This window comes from Bradyrhizobium sp. 25ACV, assembly GCF_054863005.1.
In genome coordinates this window covers 1-270 of sequence record NZ_JAVAYO010000102.1, presented here as the reverse complement: position 1 = coordinate 270, position 270 = coordinate 1, and the positions used below count along the sequence as shown (strand labels likewise).

1 protein-coding gene is annotated in these 270 nt (G+C 70.0%); it reads left to right on the top strand.

Features of this window, described 5'->3' with window-relative positions:
- Nucleotides 1–199 (top strand): large ribosomal subunit protein uL22 (locus RAD04_RS38745; protein WP_461627976.1); only part of this gene is annotated, 199 nt, incomplete at its 5' end.
- Between the last annotated feature and the right edge of the window lie 71 nt (nt 200–270).

The window sequence follows — 270 nt, the reverse complement described above, 5'->3', positions numbered from 1 at the left end:
CGCTCAGGGCCGCGCCTACCGCATCAACAAGCGGACCAGCCACATCACCGTCGAGGTCAGCGAGGTCACGGCCAGCGCCGAGCTCGCCGGCAAGTCCCGCAAGGCCCGTCGTGAGACCGGTCAGTCCGGGCCGGCGACCCAGCAGGGTCAGCCGCGTCAGCAGAGCCGCAAGGCCGGCACGAGGGGAGGGACCCGCTAGTGGGTCAGAAGGTCAACCCGCACGGGTTCCGACTCGGTATCCCCACGGACTACAAGTCCCGGTGGTACGCC